Source organism: Lysinibacillus sp. VIII_CA, assembly GCF_049943995.1.
In the GTDB taxonomy this organism is placed as follows: Bacteria; Bacillota; Bacilli; order Bacillales_A; family Planococcaceae; genus Lysinibacillus; species Lysinibacillus pinottii.
Map to the genome: position 1 here is coordinate 18,568 of NZ_JBNFXM010000022.1, position 16,791 is coordinate 35,358.

Below are 16,791 nucleotides of genomic sequence, written 5' to 3' on the forward strand. Positions count from 1 at the left end.
GAAAAAAGCGCGCCTCTATACAAGATAGAAACGCACATACTGTTACTCTTCGCGAATGACCATAAATACTCCACTAAAAATAAATAGGGAGCCCAACCAAAACGAAAGACCAATCGCTTCACCTAAAAGAAGCCAGCCTAAAATTGTGCCTACAACGGGCTGAAGGAAGAAAAATAAGCCCCCACTAGAAGCATTCATTAGTTGAAGCCCTTTATTCCACAATAAAAAACCTCCAGCAGTTGAAACAATACCTAAGTATAACAAGCCGCCTGAAATTGTAGGCTGTAAAACAACGGATAAATTCAAATCTTTTAGCCTTGGAATGACAAAAGGCGTTAGTAGTATGACGGCAATCAAAGAAGAGTAGGTTGTTACAACAATTTGAGAGTAATGACTTGGAACCTTTTTTACTAGTACTGACATTAATGCCCATGTTAATGCAGCAACCAATAAGTAGAGTCCACCTAATTGTTGGGTTAAATTAATTCCGCCATGGCCTACAATAGCACCAACGCCAATTGTGGCAAGAATAATGGACAATCCTTTTTTCGGCGTTATGTTTTCCTTCAATATGATACGAGCAAAGACCACCATAAAAGCAGGTGTTGTAGCCGTAATAATCGCACCCATTTGAGCAGTGGAAAGCATAGTGCCCATTTCTTGGGTAACTATCGAAATTGTATTCCCAATGAGGCCGACAAGAAAAATAAGGAGCCTATCTTTTTTGGCGATTTTCCAAGAATGCTTCATCATAATGCCAATTAAACCAAGCGCTAATACGGCAATCAAATAACGAATCCAAACAAGCTCCAACGGTGGCACGACTTCCACCACTACTTTAACAACTACATACATAGCGCCCCAAATGCTCGCCGCAAGCGATAAAAAGAGGGCACCGATAATTTTAATTCTCATGTTTTTTCCTCCGTTTTCATAGATACCTATGTCCTTAACGGAGAAAAAGCGCTTCTACCGTTAAGGAAGAAGAAGTGCTGGAACGTCCTGTTCAAACAATGGAGCATACATCATTTAGATCACACCATCCTATTCATATATTTTTATAAGTACAAGGGAAACGTCATTGATTTCAGCAAGGCGATTCAGATTGAATAGCAATACTAGTTTCGAGCTGTTCTATACAACGATACACTACTAAAAACAAAGCCTATAAATCCACAAACGAAGAACATATAAGCAACAAGCTGGGACATAGCTTCCAAGTGATTGGTAAAGATTTTATATGCTCCTACTAAAAATAATGCTAAGCCGCTAACTAAACAGATGAAAATCCTACTCTTAACAGTCATCACATCCCCCCTGAAAATTAGATTGGCGAATGAAGCTTGATACATGCCACTTCTTTTTTGCTCTTTTAGGGAATAGTCAGCCTAAAAAAACCTATAAAAGAGGAGGGACACCAATAAAACTAAAATAGCTCCTACTCCATAAACAGAAATAACTGTAATCATGTCCTTTTTCATGAAAACACCACCTAATTTGAAACTTCATCCATCAAAGTGGTTCTTTTTATCACCAGTTTACTAAAAATTGATGCAAGCACTTGCTGAAATAACATGCCAAACACGACAGGCATTGCTACTTTACCCGGGAAGTATGTAGTAGCAACAATGACCCCAACGGCAATATTTCTCATACCTCCAGTAAAGACAAAGGTAGCCATATGTGAATAGTCTTTTAGCAAATAGCGACCTATGTAAAAGGCGAAAACATAGCCGGATACAGCAATTAAAAACACTAATAATATCACGAACAATAGGTGTAGATTAAAATCCTTCAAGTATGGAGCGATCGCACTGCTATTAATTAAAATGACAGTAAATAAACATAGCTTTGAAAAAGGTGCAAGCTTCTTTCCAATTTTCTTTGGTATTTCTCCCTTTGACCATTCATTCACCAATATACCGACAATCGTCGGCAAGACAATCATTAAAACTAAGTTAAATACAAGCGATAGAACGTCTAATTCAATTTTTTCACCCGACACAAAGAAGAGAATGAAAGGGAGAATGAATGGAGAAAGTAGCGTATCGATTAAAATTATGGATAAGCCTAATGGTAAGTTTCCTTTGCAAATATTGATCCAGATAACACTTGTAACCCCTGTTGGAATTGCAACCGCTAAAACAAAGCCGACCGTTAATAAATGGTCGTCAAAGATCACAGTGGATAAAAAATACGCCCATAACGGCATGAATAGGTGAAGAAAAATAATGGAGAAGATAATAAGTCCTGGATGCTTCATAAAGATTTTTACATCTTTAAATTTCATATGTAAGCTTCCTGAGAATGTCATGAATGCAAATAGCCAGGACACGAGAAATACTAAATTTTGTCCCCAGCTTTCAACTAATACACCTAAAATTAAACTTAATGGTGTCAAGATGGCAATGTATTTTTGGAGAAATACATTTAATTTTTCTAACATCAAAAGACCTTCTTTTTCATCTGATTTTATACCTTAATTATAATAATAACAGGAAGAATAGGGGGATAGGCAAATAAAAAAGCAGAAGGTTCGATAGCATCCGGTCTAATAGGCTTACCAGTGATTTATCGCTATTTTCACCAAGACAACGTATAATAAGTGAAGCAGAAGAAAAAGAATTTATTTTTCCTCTAGTCAAAAAAAGAGGTGCAATTACTTGAAACAGTTTGAAACAGCATTACCTGAGCAGTATGAAACATTAAAAAAACAGGCCAATTATACATCTAGCTGGCGAGAGCGTTTAGACGCAGTCGAAAAGTTATCGGCTTATCAACATGACAAAATCATAGATTTATTATTAAATCGTATGCAGCATGATACTGTCTACAAGGTGCAGGTAGCAGCCTATGAAGCACTTGTGGCGCTTGGCGAGGACGTAGAGAAACCATCACCTGCACGTTTTGATATTATCAAGGGAACAGACAAAATTTTCCTGCGGGTTAAAAAAAGCTTGCCGAAGGACCATACAGTGGCAGACTTTGCAGATAAACTAAAACGTATGCGTTTAGATGTCTTTGATGCGTATGAAGGCGACAAAGGTGTACAATTTATGAACTGGTTAGAGGAACGTTGGGCAAAACTGTAATCAATTGTATACCGATTTATGAAGGAAAGTTATTCTCTCCCAATGTAGAGAGAATGGCTTTTTCTTAGCTAAAGCTGCGGTTCAACAAATAATAAAATGTATTACTTTTTTACTTTGCATCAGGGAACGACGCATACTTTACATAACGATCTTTAATTAACCGGCGCTTTTCCGAAATAAGGAAAGCATCAGATGTCGTAGAGGAATGATAAAAAAATGCTGGTATGCTAACTACAGGTTTTTATTCAGATAACACACGCAGAAGAATCTCGAAAAGTCCTATCGTAGCTATGTTTATATAGCTAAAAGAGCACCAACATTGACTTAGCAACATTCCTGCCTTTTAGTGTGTTTCCAAGCTTTCGTGTGGGAACGTTTATTGAATTTATAATCTATAAAGTATTTATTAATCAAGAATAGTCATTGCAGTAATACATCAGAAAATGAATACAAAACATTAGTTATCCACGATAATGATGAAAACACCAAATAACAAGAAACATACTCACTATCCCCCAAGCAGTGGAACTCCATATCCACCAAATTACGGATTTAGCTTTGAATGAATTTTCCTCGTTTATAAAAGCAACCTTACTTTCCATCCCTTTTTTCATGGAAGTGAGAACAATAAATCCAATTATTATGAAGCCAATAGTTATCCAAAGTAATAGGTCCATTTTTACACGCCCTTTATAATTGAAAGTCACTCCAATTTATTATAGTAATTAGATTCTACAAGGAAAACAATAAACCTTGTGATCATTCAAGTGCAATTTAGTATTTAAAATACCCTGTGAAAATAATAGATAATCACATGCTGAAACTTAAAGTTCCAAAAGCTATGTTTGGAATCTTTTCTTTCAATCTGACCTGATTGTAGATGAATAGATTTTGCACATCAACAAAGGATTTTTAATCAAACTTTATTGATCAATTTGCTTGTCTCACTTGCATCATTTCATAGTTTCTTTATTGATTATTTGATATTTGTCTCCATTATAGTAAAACAGCCCCTTCAAAATGAAAGGGGCTGTTCGTGGGGGCTGAAATTACCCTCAAGTCCAAGGGATTTATCGAATTTTGACTTGTCTTTTATCAGTTTCCTTCGAAAAAGGAATCCGTACAATACCGACGATCAATAAAATATTACCTGTCCATCTTAGCCAGACATAATAGGGATGATCCTTTAACAGAAACAGTGAGGTTAGTATAATAATCATCCCAATCCCAATGAGCAATTTTATATAAATGGGTATTTTCGACATTTCCTTCCTCCTTTTAAAATAATGTACTTATCATCAATCTATAATGTTGCTAAGTACCTAAAAGACTAGAAGTGGGTAACGATAATTGCTATTGATCCAAAGATAAGGATGCCCATATTTAGCATACTAATCATTGAATAGTTTCAATATATTATAAAATTTATGTTTACTAAACCTTCCTAATAACTTATGTAAGTCATGTAAAACATATGAAGGGTCACTTTGGTTAGAAGTGACCCTAAGTAACAAATCAGGAGGTTGTTAAACTAGTTTAGCTTAACTATTACTATATATATGATGAGTTCACTTCGTATATCTAGTTGATGGCCTCTTCAGTAGAAATTAAAACTATATTGAAGAAAAATTATTTTTTTAGCAAAAAAATAGTTATCGGAGGACTCGTATTTTCAGTAAAAATCTATAATACCCATACAAACATAAATAAGGGAGCAAATAGGAGAAAAAGGTAAAATAAATATTCCATCCGTTTTGGTAGATGACCCTTTCAAAGAAAACAAATATCCCTTCTAAAAAAGTGGTGAGCAAAGTCATTAAAAATAGAACCAAAAAAGGTTTGTTCGTTTTTTTTATGAAATAGATACAGTAGCAGGATAAGACAGGGTATATGCCAACATCAAAAGGTAGTGAAGCGAAACTTTTTTGTTCGGGAAAAGGTAGCACCTCCCAAAAATCGAAATAAAAGCCGAGAGCATTCATGAGATAAGCAACGACACTAAAAAATGGAGCCACTAAAAAAAGCAATATTTTTTCTTTTTTGTATAGATGCATGAGACAAATCATCCAAGGAATGAGAAAAACTAAAAATAAATGTAAAATCATCTTTTACCCTTTCATTACTAACTAATCTAATCTTTATTAGTATTACTGCAGAACCGTAGAAACATACAGATGTTGGTGATGTGGAATATAACAATACGTCAAAAATATTTTAATTGATGTGGACAATAATGAGGACGGGAGTTGAATAAAGTGAGTGGAATTGATAAACGTAATCGATTAAGCGAGGAGCCATTTACGTATGAAATTACGAAAAAAGGGACTGTCGCTATTTATTACGAGGGGAAACAAATTAAAGTGGTTAAGGAAAACGAGGCAGAGCGTCTTTTAGCAAAAATCCATGAAGCGGAACAACAGACAATAGAAGTTCAATTATTATTAGCGAAAATGACAGGCAATTTTAAAAGAGGTAATGAAAAATTAGGGAAACAAAAAAGAAAGGTTTAGCTATGGAGAATCAAAATTTATGTGATGAATGATTTTTCGGTATAATATTTATGCAATTTATACATCCAATTATTGTATTTCATTTTCCTTTTTAAGGTATTGAGCTAGGTGCGGATCGTGATTTTTTATACCTCATCATCCACTTATAAAAATACAAATGATTGTTATGTCCAATTATAGGGGACTTCTAATGGCGTGCTTTCTTTTGAATTTGAATATTTTGTTAATCATTCGCTCATTTTACCATTTCTGTGGAAATACGTGTTATTCTATATTGGAATAATAAATAGGGAGGCGTTAATATGTATTACAGCAATGGTAACTATGAAGCTTTCGCACGTCCTAAAAAACCTGAGGGGGTAGATGAAAAATCTGCTTATCTAATTGGTTCGGGTCTAGCCTCGCTGTCAGCAGCATGTTTTTTAATTCGGGATGGTCAAATGAAAGGTGAGAACATTCATATTCTTGAAGAGTTAGATATTTCAGGAGGTAGTCTGGATGGCATACTTAATCCGACGAGAGGGTTTATTATTCGCGGTGGTCGAGAAATGGAGGACCATTTTGAATGCTTATGGGATTTATTCCGTTCCATTCCTTCATTAGAGGTAGACAATGCTTCTGTTTTAGATGAATTTTATTGGTTAAACAAAGAAGACCCCAATTATTCAAAATGCCGATTAATAAAAAATAGAGGTCAAAGACTTGAAGATGATGGCAAGTTTACCTTATCGGATCAGTCATCTGAGGAAATGATTAAATTATTCTTTACGCCTGAGGAAAAGCTAGAGGATAAAAAAATCACAGATGTTTTCTCTGAAGAATTTTTTGAATCGAACTTTTGGCTATATTGGTCTACGATGTTTGCATTTGAAAAATGGCATTCAGCTATGGAAATGCGCCGTTATATTATGCGTTTCATTCACCACATTGGTGGATTACCAGACCTATCAGCATTGAAATTTACGAAATATAACCAATATGAATCATTAGTATTACCGATGATAAAATATTTAGAAAGCCATGATGTTGATTTTCAATATAATACGGTAGTAGAGAATGTTTTGGTCGATAAAGTGGGCGACAAAAAAGTAGCTCATACGTTAGTTTTAAGAAAAAATGGCGTGAAAAAGAATATTGAGCTAACAGAAAATGAATTGGTGTTTGTGACAAATGGTAGTATCACGGAGAGTACAACATACGGAGATAACTATACACCAGCCCCTATCAATAAAGATTTAGGTGGAAGCTGGTCACTGTGGAAAAACATGGCTGCCCAAGATACAGACTTTGGACGACCAGAAAAGTTCTGTGATCATCTTCCAGAAGAAAGCTGGTTTGTTTCCGCCACTCTAACGACATTAGATGATCGTGTGGCTCCCTATATTGAGAAAATTAGTAAAAGGGACCCTTATGCAGGTAAAGTAGTGACTGGAGGCATTGTCACAGCTACAGATTCTAATTGGATGCTAAGCTATACGTTAAACCGACAACCTCACTTTAAACAACAACCAAAAGACCAATTAGTCGTTTGGATTTATGGTTTACTATCAAATAAACCAGGTGATTTTATTAAAAAAAGTATTACGGAATGTACTGGTATTGAGATAGCACAAGAGTGGTTATACCATATGGGTGTACCGGTTGATGAAATTCCTGACATCGCCCAAAATTCTTGTAATACTATTCCGTGCTATATGCCTTATATCACCTCTTATTTCATGCCAAGAGCCATGGGGGATCGTCCACTAGTTGTACCAGAAGGCTCTGCTAATTTAGCCTTCATTGGTAACTTTAGTGAAACAGCAAGAGATACAGTTTTTACAACTGAATATTCAGTAAGAACTGCCATGGAGGCAGTCTATCAACTATTAAATATTGATCGTGGAGTTCCAGAAGTATTTGCATCTTCTTTTGATGTTCGCACTTTATTAGCTTCAACTGCTCGCTTATTAGATGGCAAACAATTAACAGATATTGATGCCCCATTTATCTTAAAACAAATTGGTAAATTAGGTATTCACAAAACAAAAGATACGATTATTTATGACTTATTGAAAGAAAGTAAATTAATATAGACATGGGTAATTAGCGGAATCAGCTTACTCAATAGACAAAGCCCTTAAAGGGACTTTGTCTATTTTTATGACGAACATAAATCTTCATCCTAGAAAGAATGAACGGAATGTAATGAAACTATTAAATTTAGTCTATCGTAGCGAGCGGATACCGAATCAATCGAATTACGTTTCTCAGCAGATTTTATTAACGAAGAAATAATCAATGGGTAATAGGTTCTTTGAGCGAAAATATGTATGAGTCGCTGCCATAAAACGAAATAAACATCAAAAAGTCGCCCCTATATAGGCGACTTTTTGATGCTATTCATTTGAAGATTGGAGCGCAAACATTTTTATAAAATTGCTCTATAGCGAGGGAGAAACTATACTATAATTCAAAGCGCATCGTATGGTTTATATCCTTAAACCCAAGTTTTTCATATAAGGCTATAGCTCCTTTATTTCCAGACAGAACGTTCAACTCCAAGTAATTTAATTTGCGAGTATCAGCCCATTTCTTCGCTTCTAACAGTAAGGCAGACCCGATTCCTTTACTTTGGTATCGCTTTCCAACAATGACATCAATAATAAAGGCGTAAGTGTATTCGACCATGCATGTATAGCGAGGAGTCGTCATCTCCTTTATTAATAAAAATCCTAGGATTTCATGATCTTTTTCAGCGATTAAAATATCCGAATCATCCTCGATAATGGTATATCGAATAAAATTAACATCTTGTTTAGCAGGTCTGATATATTTAGGTTGTAGAATAGACATTTCTAAAAAGAGCTCTTGGTATAACACCTCGATCTGTGGAATGGCATCAAGTGTGGCAATTTTTATTTCCATCGTCATATACCTCCATTTATATTTTACTAATATGGAATATTTTACATGATTGGATGAATAATAGAAAGGGGAGAGAGCATGAGATTATGGCATGTGGATGTAATAGGCTTCCTACCAAAAGGGCAGCTACTTTCACAATGGCGAGAATTAAACAGTATATTTGCCAAGGAAGATAAGCATATACTCATTAATTATATTTATGAATATCCTAAAGACGACTTGTTTATTTATACGGAAATGGTCATTGCTGAAATGAAGAAGCGTGGCTATCAAATTAGAGCCTATGAAAAAATGAATAAATACTTTGAGGATTTAGGGCCTGTCGAGGCAAAAACACCTTTTAAGCAACATCATAATAGGGAATATCTTGAAATTTGTTATTATAATTTAAAAGAGAAATTTATTCGCGGTCAGAAAGATTATGATGAGGACATGTATCAACAATTATGTATGTTTGTAAATAGCAATCATTGATAGGGAAGGTGGGGTTGGCCATGCTACAGGCTATTATTTTTGATGTAGATGGGACGATGTTGGATACAGAAAAAGCGATTTTACAGTCGCTGCAAAGGACATTGCGTGAGGAAACGCAAAAAGAATATGCTTGTGAGGAATTACGATTTGCCCTAGGTATTCCAGGGAAGGACACATTACAGCGTTTAAACGTTGAGGATATAGAGGCGGTTCATCAAAAGTGGTCTGCAGCTGTTCTTGATTTTTCTCATGAGGTTTCCGTCTTCCCTAATCTGGAAGCGATCATCCAATCCTTAGCAAGTAAACCATTAGAGCTCGGCATTGTTACATCGAAAACTAGACAAGAAGTAATAGATGAATTTGATCCGTTTGGGTTAAGTGAATATTTCACCCAAATTATTAGTGCCAGTGATACGGAGCAACATAAACCCCACCCAGAGCCTCTTTTAAAATGTCTGGAATTATTGCAGATAGCCCCTGAAAATGCTATCTATATAGGGGATTCCATATATGATCTACAATGCGCAAAAGAAGCAGGAGCGAAATTTGCCCTTGCCCTGTGGGGTGCCAAAACGACTGAGGGGTATGAAGAGGCGGATTATGTGTTACAGGAACCGTCGGATATCCTGACCCTTATATAGAAAGAAGGTGTATCCATTATGTGATACACCTTCGACTATTAATCCCAAATTTTCGGTATCGTCACTTTCGCTGTTCGCAAATAATCCAGTAATTGCCCCGTATGAACGGACTCATGATAGGCAATCCTCAGCAACATATCGCCTAAATTTCTTATGTATCCTACATCTGAGCGGTCAATTTGAATACTTGTTAAATCCTCATCTGTGAATGATTGAACCGTTTTGATAAATTCAAGTCTATAGGGCGCTGCCGTTAATAATTCTGCTTCAACAGTGGAGTATGCTTGGTCTTCAAAGGGTGAGTCATAATCAGTTAGACTACCTTTATTTTTAATTGCTAGATGGTAATAATGCTCACTTTCAAGAACATGTCTTACCATTTCGATGCAAGACATAGCCTCATTGTCGGGCTTCCAAAGTAATTTTTCTTGGGGGATCGACGTCCAAAGTTTTATACTACGTCTACGTACTTCTTCAAAATTTAATACTAGTACATCAATTGAATTCATATTCTTCCTCCATTCGCTAGTATAATAAAATTATACACGAATGTACGTTCTTCTGGGGAGCTATTTCTATCAGCTTAGCGTATGATTCTTTAATTGTTTATATAAAAAATCATAAATTTGGCTTGTGCTTTTTTCTTCACTATTTGTATAACACGTCTATTATGTTAAAGATACTTTCTGACGTGGTGATTCGCAAAAAATAATTCTTGGTACCGATCATCTTGGTACATTTCCTCAAACCAATCATTCTGTAGTAGTCTTTCCAAATTGCGATCGAATTTTCTTGTATGTAAAGTCGTAGAACCATTCAATGCATTGGCTAAAATTGCTAACAAATTGGGTGTTCAGGAGATACAATCCTTTTTGACACTTGCTGCGGTACGAGAGAAGTGCAACGGTATCTCCCAATTTTGGTTGGGTTCTTTATCGCAGTACATTCTTCGTCAGTTTCGATTATATGCGAAACTGGATGGGGTGACGATTTTTACTTTACTGTTGAAAAAGGTTACCAACGTGCAGTTGTGAAAATTAACTTAGATGCACGATTTATTGAAGATAGGTTAACTTACCGTGAAATATTAGAAATTAAAGACAAAGACTTTATATCAGCATATAAAGAATTTTTTTATAAATGAAATTTTATTAGTCGTGTAGGGTAGTTATCAATAACTTATAAAAAGTAAAAGAGGCATGCAAAAATCATTTATTAAGTGAATTTTAGATTTTTTACTTCGCGAAGTTAAATATGCCTTCCTAAATCAAAAAAATGTTGGACCGATTGTATCCTGGTCTACCATTTTTTCTTTTTGTCCCAACATCTTTAAGGATTGAGAGTAGCAACAGATAATTCTTTTTAAGATTAAATGTAAAAAATTTCATTTTATAGAAGGTATATTCTAATTTAGTGTTGAATTAATAAAGTGTGTAATAAAATACCAAAAATAGGGGGTTTTATTATGTCGAAGGCGAAAAAAATAATTTTGCCAGTATTAATGATCTTTACTATTTTTTGTTTAGGTTTTTCTCCAGCTCAAGATATGTCCGTGCAAGCTAAGGATTCTCCGAGTGTTGTTGTAGTTTCTGGCAAACTTGCTAAGGAACTGGTAAATGCGACGCTCCGAGCAGTCAAGGAGGGTGAAGTTGAGAATGTAGCTCCTGTGTCTGCTTTTGATTTGGAAGGTTCGAGTGTGTACACTGTTGGGGGTGGAGTTACGGTTGTTACAGTTCCTTTGCATGGGGATTATAGCCTTCCTAGTAATATAACAGTATTCTTCGATGAGGATAATACTGTATTACAAACAAATGAAATGTTGGTTACCAAGAATGATTTAGGAAACTTCCGAGTTGAGACGTATTTGGATGGATCACTTAGTAATTCTGTGGATACTGAGCTTGCATATATTACAGATGAAGAGATGCTTGCAGAGGAGCCAGTTATGGAAGCGATGGGTGTAGGAGCAGTGGCAAGTTGTCTTGGTGCAGTACTTGGTATTGGTGCTACGGCGGCATATATTATTGCAGTTGCGTGTGGTGGTTCGTGTGCAACACCGACACCAGTGACTGCTGCGATATGTGCTGCATGTATTGGTGCATATGCAGTTATTGGTGCCGGTGGTATTGCCGGAGCGGTAGCTTGTTTCAATTACCTGTGAGGTGAATAGATGCATAAGGTTTTGGCAATCTCGATTTTGGGAATGGGTATAACTGGGGCCGTTTTAATCATCTCGGTCGCATTGTTATTCAAATCTCCAATTGGAAATGTGGTACTGATGGTTACAGCTGCTTCAACAATAGCATTCATTATATTCGCTGTTGCAGCTTTAGTATTTCGTCGGCGATTAGATGCAAATAGAGAGTAATATATTTATTAAATTAATAACGAGAATAAAAGGGGTTGGGAAAAAACAATCTCTACTTAAAAAGCCTGTGAATTTTTACGAACAGTAAAAATTCACAGGCTTTAAATTTATATCTGAAGAGATTTAGTTTTATATATCGAAGAAGGAAATAAAGAACAAAAGCAATGAAAATCAATAATAAATTAAACACTAATCACAAAATAATATTAGGAGTGCATGTATTCGTTCAAAAACAAAAAACCTACTATATTTACAACTGATTATGTTCATTTTTTTTAGTTATGGCAAGACAATATTATTATGCTTACTTTCAATGTTAATAATGATTAACCAAATGAATGAAGTAGACCGTTCTTATCTCTCGTATTCAATGACCGAAAAATGGGAAGGGCACACCCCTCGGAAGTGCCCCACAGTAACAAATCAGGAGATGCCTTGTTAAACGACTTTCGCTTAACATTACTATTTATATGATTGGATAACTTGGTTTTGTAGACCCTTGTACCGACCCTTAAAAAAATCTATTTATAATTATAGGCTATATGAAGAGATAAACCAGGTACCCATTATTTATGAGTACCTGGTTTATTGTATGAATGAGGATGAAATTGTCTATGTAAAAAATGGATGCCTATAAAAATGCTGCTGACACCGATGATTCTTAATAATACGTTTTGGAGAAATTGACTGTGATAACGATAAACATAAGGCCCATTGTTAATAATGCAGAGCCAAAGATCCCTTTTATTACTCTCATAAAGATGTTCGGTTGATAATGTTGCAGAAATAATCGCTCCTTTCTGAAAAGTAAAAGGATCACTAGGCTGGTTTAAGTGACCCTTTCATTATATTGAAGGGATATTTCTAGGTGCTAAAGGGATGTATTAGTATCCACCACTCATAAAACTAGCGCCAACGATAATTAAAAGAATGAAAAGAACAACGATTAATACAAATGATGAACCGTTATAGCTGCCGCCATTGTCGCCGCCATAATAACAACCGCCACTGTTCATATTACCTACATTTCCGCCGTATCCGTATCCCATTGAAGATCCCTCCTTTCTACAACCTATAATATGTAGGAGGGGAGGATAGAGAAATGTTATTTACCCTATACTAGCTTATTTATTTTCAAGAATAGCATAAATAGAGGGAAATAAAAGAGGCTATTCTTTCAGCAAGTATGGTCGTCTCCCCCCTAAAGGTACGTTCCTTCCGAAAAAGAATCTGTCTATTGGGTTCTTTTTTTATAAAGAAACCGTCTAAATGTGTCTTAGTGTTCAAAATTCGAAAGAAAATATTCCTAAATATAACATTTTATGTTGATATTTTTACATAATATGTTATTTTTATAGAGGTAATATAGTACTAAAAATTAAATATATTACCAAAAAACCTGAATAGGACTATAGGAGGATATAACATGAAGAAAAAATTTACATTCAATCAGTTATTAATTGGGGTTAGTACAATGGCCATTTCGTTAGGTGGGTTACAGGCTGAAGCATCCGCAGCAGAAAAAACACCGTATAATGTATTACAAATGAAACCTATTGGCATAGAAATGCCGAAAGATGAAATGGTGCATTCCACTATGGCAGAGGAAACATTATCCTATGAAGAACGTTTGGAAATTGGAGATTTTTCACAACGCCCTGCTCCAACTTTAGAGCGCATGGATACACAGCAATTGCAAGAGCAGTACTCGATGGCAGAGCTAAATAAAATGAGCGATCGGGAGCTTATTCATACGCTTGGAAATATACGTTGGTTCCAAATTACAGACTTATTTCAATTCAATGATGACACAAAAGCCTTTTATCAAAATGAAGAGCGCATGCAAGTAATTATCAATGAGTTAGGGAATAGAGGAAGCTCTTTTACAAAAGATGATTCAAAGGGGATTGAAACATTTGTTGAGGTACTCCGTTCTGCTTTTTATGTAGCGTTTTATAATAATGAACTAGGTTATTTAAATGAGAGAAGTTTCCATGATAAGTGTTTACCAGCATTAAAAGCAATAGCCAATAATCCGAACTTTAAACTTGGTACAGATGAGCAGGATAAAGTAGTATCTTCTTATGGAAAATTAATAAGTAATGCTTCTAGTGATGTGGAAACCGTTCAATATGCTACGAAAATTTTAAAACAATATAACGACAATCTTTCTACATATGAAGCCGAAAATTCAAAAGGACAAGCTATTTACGATTTAATACAGGGTATTGATTATGATTTACAGTCGTACTTATATGATACTCGTAAAGAGGCTAATACAACGATGTGGTATGGAAAGATTGATGGCTTTATTGAGGAAGTTAATAACATTGCGCTTATACATAATGTGACGGATAACAATAGTTGGTTAATCAATAATGGCATTTATTATGCAGGGCGTTTAGGGCAGTTCCATAGTAAACCGGATAAAGGTTTAGAAGTTGTGACACAGGCGATGCATATGTATCCCTATTTAAGTGAAGCTTATTTTGTGGCAGTAGAGCAAATTACGACCAATTATGGTGGACGTGACTTACATGGTAATACGGTGGATTTACAAAAAGTACGTGAAGAAGGAAAAAAACAGTATCTACCGAAAACATATACATTTGATGATGGATCGATTGTATTCAAAACGGGAGATCAAGTAACGGAAGATAAAATTCAAAGATTATACTGGGCTGCAAAAGAGGTAAAAGCACAGTATCATCGTGTAATCGGGAATGATAAAGCACTGGAGCCTGGTAATGCTGACGATGTCTTAACAGTTGTCATTTATAACTCTCCCGATCAATATCGATTAAACCGTCAATTGTACGGATATGAAACAAACAATGGTGGTATTTATATTGAAGAGACTGGAACGTTCTTTACATATGAACGTACACCTGAGCAAAGCATTTATAGTTTGGAAGAGCTGTTCCGACATGAATATACGCACTTTTTACAAGGCAGATTTGAGGTGCCTGGTCTATTCGGGACAGGTGATATGTACCAAAATGAGCGATTAACATGGTTCCAGGAAGGAAATGCAGAGTTTTTTGCTGGGTCAACACGTACAAATGATGTTGTGCCACGTAAGAGCATAATTAGTGGGCTGTCACATGATCCGTCACAACGCTATACAGCTGAACAAACAATGTTTGCAAAATATGGTTCCTGGGAATTCTATAACTATTCATTTGCATTACAGTCTTATATGTATACTCATCAATTTGATATGTTTGATAGAATTCAAGATTTAATTCGCGCGAACGATGTGAAAAATTATGATGACTATCGTGAGTCGTTAAGTAAAGATTCACAGCTTAATATGGAATTCCAAGCGTATATGCAGCAATTGATCGATAACCAAGAAAAATATGAGGTGCCACAAGTAGCAGAGGATTATTTAATGCAGCATGAACCAAAAGCATTAAACGAGGTTCAGCAAGAAATTGTCGATATGGCACAATTGCAGGATGCAAAAATGACCAAGCATCAGTCTCAATTTTTTAATACATTTACACTCGAAGGGACATACGTAGGTAGTGCCACACAGGGTGAGTCTCAGGATTGGAAAACGATGAGTAAGCAAGTAAACCAAGTGCTGGACCAATTATCTAAAAAAGAGTGGAGCGGCTATAAAACAATGACAGCGTATTTTGTCAATTATCGTGTAAATGCGGCTAACCAGTTTGAGTATGATGTGGTTTTCCACGGCGTTTCTACAGATGAAGGCGAAACGCAAGCACCAATTGTAAATATAAATGGTCCATATACAGGCATGACCCATGAAAATATTCAGTTTAAAAGTGATGGGACAACAGATAAGGATGGAGAAATAGTTTCTTATCTTTGGAATTTTGGAGATGGCACAACAAGTGAAGTGGCAAACCCTACTCATGTATACGAAAAAGAAGGAACTTACAATGTGACATTAACAGTGAAAAATAATAAGGGACTAGCAAGTAAGGGGCAAACAATTGCAACTGTTCGAAAGGGAGGACAGACAGAGCAAGAACAAGCAACAATCATTCCATTTAATAAACCACTAAAAGGTAGTTTGATTGATAATGATACAAATGTCTATCAATTTGACATTACGTCTCCAGAAGAACTAGATATTTCTGTTGTAAATGAAAATCAAATTGGTATGACATGGGTGCTCTATCATGAATCTGATATGCAAAACTATGTAGCATATGGACAGGAAGATGGAGATACAATCAAAGGTAAGTTTAATGCGGAGCCAGGAAAGTATTATTTATATGTTTATAAATTTGATAATAAAAATGGGACATATACCGTTCAAGTACAAAATGATACAAAAGCTGAGATAGAACCAAACAATCGTCCAGAAGAAGCCACTATACTTCCATTTAATACACCATTAAAAGGTCGATTAATGGATGATGATCATACGGATGTTTACGAATTCAATGTTACATCTCCAAAAGAACTAGATATATCTGTTTTAAATGAAAACCGAATTGGTATGACATGGGTGCTTTATCATGAATCAGATAGTCAAAATTATGCATCTTTTGGACAGGAAGAGGGAAACATGATAAACGGTAAATTACATGCAGAGCCAGGAAAGTACTATTTATATGTTTATAAATTTGAGAATGAGAACGGAACATATACAGTACAAGTGCAGTAATGAAGGGAAGGAAATGCAAATAGTAGTATAGAAAATATGCCCGTTCAGCGGTAGACAAAAGCCATCGAGAGGATTCACTCTTGATGGCTTTTGTCAATATGAAAGGATGGAAAGCAGTTCGACTCGCTGTAGTGGCAATCATCGGCCTTACGTT

17 protein-coding genes are annotated in these 16,791 nt (G+C 35.6%); 8 read left to right on the forward strand and 9 right to left on the reverse strand.

Annotated elements, in window-relative coordinates:
* Positions 1 to 42: 42 nt before the first annotated feature.
* The 3 genes from ACP3VS_RS20555 to ACP3VS_RS20565 form a co-directional block, all read right to left on the reverse strand.
* On the reverse strand, positions 43 to 915 hold the full coding sequence (locus ACP3VS_RS20555; protein WP_197148900.1) for a DMT family transporter: 873 nt from the start codon (positions 913 to 915) through the stop codon (positions 43 to 45).
* Between the two features lie 203 nt (positions 916 to 1,118).
* The gene (locus ACP3VS_RS20560; protein ID WP_426389809.1) at positions 1,119 to 1,307 is read right to left on the reverse strand and encodes a hypothetical protein; all 189 of its coding nucleotides are present in this window, start codon (positions 1,305 to 1,307) and stop codon (positions 1,119 to 1,121) included.
* Positions 1,308 to 1,492: 185 nt separating this feature from the next.
* A complete protein-coding gene (locus ACP3VS_RS20565) occupies positions 1,493 to 2,446 on the reverse strand; it encodes a bile acid:sodium symporter family protein (RefSeq protein WP_197148901.1) in 954 nt (317 codons plus the stop codon).
* Between the two features lie 217 nt (positions 2,447 to 2,663).
* Here ACP3VS_RS20565 and ACP3VS_RS20570 point away from each other — a divergent pair, with 217 nt between their 5' ends.
* Positions 2,664 to 3,092 carry a HEAT repeat domain-containing protein gene (locus ACP3VS_RS20570; protein WP_012294160.1) on the forward strand — a complete coding sequence of 143 codons (429 nt, stop codon included), beginning with the start codon at positions 2,664 to 2,666 and terminating at the stop codon, positions 3,090 to 3,092.
* A 461-nt stretch (positions 3,093 to 3,553) separates the two neighbouring features.
* On the opposite strand, the gene ACP3VS_RS20575 is transcribed toward ACP3VS_RS20570, so the two are convergent.
* The 3 genes from ACP3VS_RS20575 to ACP3VS_RS20585 form a co-directional block, all read right to left on the reverse strand.
* On the reverse strand, positions 3,554 to 3,769 hold the full coding sequence (locus ACP3VS_RS20575) for a hypothetical protein (RefSeq protein ID WP_036215832.1): 216 nt from the start codon (positions 3,767 to 3,769) through the stop codon (positions 3,554 to 3,556).
* Between the two features lie 393 nt (positions 3,770 to 4,162).
* A complete protein-coding gene (locus ACP3VS_RS20580) occupies positions 4,163 to 4,357 on the reverse strand; it encodes a hypothetical protein (RefSeq protein ID WP_031419947.1) in 195 nt (64 codons plus the stop codon).
* Between the two features lie 387 nt (positions 4,358 to 4,744).
* The gene (locus ACP3VS_RS20585; RefSeq protein WP_426389811.1) at positions 4,745 to 5,197 is read right to left on the reverse strand and encodes a CBO0543 family protein; all 453 of its coding nucleotides are present in this window, start codon (positions 5,195 to 5,197) and stop codon (positions 4,745 to 4,747) included.
* A 150-nt stretch (positions 5,198 to 5,347) separates the two neighbouring features.
* On the opposite strand from ACP3VS_RS20585, the gene ACP3VS_RS20590 reads away from it, so the two are divergent.
* Entirely contained in the window at positions 5,348 to 5,602 is a 255-nt protein-coding gene (locus ACP3VS_RS20590; protein WP_031419952.1) for a hypothetical protein, read from the forward strand.
* A 302-nt stretch (positions 5,603 to 5,904) separates the two neighbouring features.
* Entirely contained in the window at positions 5,905 to 7,677 is a 1,773-nt protein-coding gene (locus ACP3VS_RS20595; RefSeq protein ID WP_012294163.1) for an oleate hydratase, read from the forward strand.
* A gap of 370 nt (positions 7,678 to 8,047) precedes the next feature.
* Here ACP3VS_RS20595 and ACP3VS_RS20600 read toward each other — a convergent pair whose 3' ends face one another.
* Positions 8,048 to 8,509, reverse strand: coding sequence for a GNAT family N-acetyltransferase (locus tag ACP3VS_RS20600; RefSeq protein ID WP_036161441.1), 462 nt, complete (start codon positions 8,507 to 8,509; stop codon positions 8,048 to 8,050).
* Between the two features lie 78 nt (positions 8,510 to 8,587).
* Between ACP3VS_RS20600 and ACP3VS_RS20605 the strand changes: the two genes are divergently transcribed.
* Positions 8,588 to 8,983, forward strand: coding sequence for a pyrimidine dimer DNA glycosylase/endonuclease V (locus ACP3VS_RS20605; RefSeq protein ID WP_031419957.1), 396 nt, complete (start codon positions 8,588 to 8,590; stop codon positions 8,981 to 8,983).
* Between the two features lie 20 nt (positions 8,984 to 9,003).
* On the forward strand, positions 9,004 to 9,624 hold the full coding sequence (locus tag ACP3VS_RS20610; protein ID WP_036166188.1) for an HAD family hydrolase: 621 nt from the start codon (positions 9,004 to 9,006) through the stop codon (positions 9,622 to 9,624).
* A gap of 38 nt (positions 9,625 to 9,662) precedes the next feature.
* On the opposite strand, the gene ACP3VS_RS20615 is transcribed toward ACP3VS_RS20610, so the two are convergent.
* On the reverse strand, positions 9,663 to 10,133 hold the full coding sequence (locus ACP3VS_RS20615) for a DinB family protein (protein ID WP_426389814.1): 471 nt from the start codon (positions 10,131 to 10,133) through the stop codon (positions 9,663 to 9,665).
* A 956-nt stretch (positions 10,134 to 11,089) separates the two neighbouring features.
* Here ACP3VS_RS20615 and ACP3VS_RS20620 point away from each other — a divergent pair.
* On the forward strand, positions 11,090 to 11,785 hold the full coding sequence (locus ACP3VS_RS20620; protein WP_051889636.1) for a hypothetical protein: 696 nt from the start codon (positions 11,090 to 11,092) through the stop codon (positions 11,783 to 11,785).
* Positions 11,786 to 11,794: 9 nt separating this feature from the next.
* Complete coding sequence (locus ACP3VS_RS20625; RefSeq protein ID WP_012294170.1) at positions 11,795 to 11,992, forward strand: hypothetical protein; 198 nt, start codon at positions 11,795 to 11,797, stop codon at positions 11,990 to 11,992.
* An 884-nt stretch (positions 11,993 to 12,876) separates the two neighbouring features.
* Here the strand turns inward: ACP3VS_RS20625 and ACP3VS_RS20630 are convergent.
* The gene (locus ACP3VS_RS20630; protein WP_012294171.1) at positions 12,877 to 13,041 is read right to left on the reverse strand and encodes a YjcZ family sporulation protein; all 165 of its coding nucleotides are present in this window, start codon (positions 13,039 to 13,041) and stop codon (positions 12,877 to 12,879) included.
* A gap of 377 nt (positions 13,042 to 13,418) precedes the next feature.
* On the opposite strand from ACP3VS_RS20630, the gene ACP3VS_RS20635 reads away from it, so the two are divergent.
* Entirely contained in the window at positions 13,419 to 16,637 is a 3,219-nt protein-coding gene (locus tag ACP3VS_RS20635) for a collagenase (RefSeq protein WP_289449064.1), read from the forward strand.
* Positions 16,638 to 16,791 lie beyond the last annotated feature (154 nt).